Origin of the sequence: Azospirillum formosense (assembly GCF_013340925.1) — a bacterium.
GTDB lineage: Bacteria > Pseudomonadota > Alphaproteobacteria > Azospirillales > Azospirillaceae > Azospirillum > Azospirillum formosense.
Genome location: NZ_WHOR01000545.1, coordinates 1 through 709, shown reverse-complemented (window position 1 = coordinate 709; position 709 = coordinate 1). Strand labels below are relative to the sequence as shown.

1 protein-coding gene is annotated in these 709 nt (G+C 67.0%); it reads right to left on the bottom strand.

Going from position 1 to position 709, the window contains the following annotated elements; genetic code table 11:
• Positions 1-709, bottom strand: a 709-nt coding sequence (locus GBZ26_RS29735; protein ID WP_282184379.1) for a pyruvate formate lyase family protein, incomplete at both ends; no start/stop codon positions are given.

The window sequence follows — 709 nt, the reverse complement described above, 5'->3', positions numbered from 1 at the left end:
GATGGTCAGCTGCGGGTACAGCTCCGGATGATCCATGGCGTGCAGCAGCGTCTCGCGGTCGAAGACGTTCACGTTGATGTGGTGGCCGCCCTGGCCGAAATAGCCGTCCAGCATGCCCACCAGATTGGCCACCCGCTCACCCTCGGTCGGCCCCAGCGCGCCGGGCACGATGGTGAAGGTGTAGCTGATGCCGTCCTGGGCGTGGGCGTAGGGCAGCTTGGCCACCGAGGCCATCGAGGCGACGGCGCCCTTGCGGTCGCGCCCATGCATCGGGTTGGCCCCCGGCGCGAAGGGCTGGCCGGCCTTGCGCCCGTCCGGCGTGTTGCCCGTCTTCTTGCCGTAGACCACGTTCGAGGTGATCGTCAGCACCGACTGCGTCGGCACCGCGTCGCGGTAGGCCTTCTGCTTGCGCAGCAGACCCATGAAGGTCTCGACCAGCCACACCGCGATGTCGTCGACCCGGTCGTCGTTGTTGCCGAAGGCCGGATAGTCGCCCTCGATGACGAAGTCGGTGGCCAGCCCGCGCTCGTCGCGCACCACCTTCACCGTGGCGTGCTTGATCGCCGACAGGCTGTCCGCGACGACGCTCAAGCCGGCGATGCCGCAGGCCATGGTGCGCAGCACGTCGCGGTCGTGCAGGGCCATCTCCAGCCGCTCGTACATGTACTTGTCATGCATGAAGTGGATGGCGTTGAGCGTGTTCATGTAG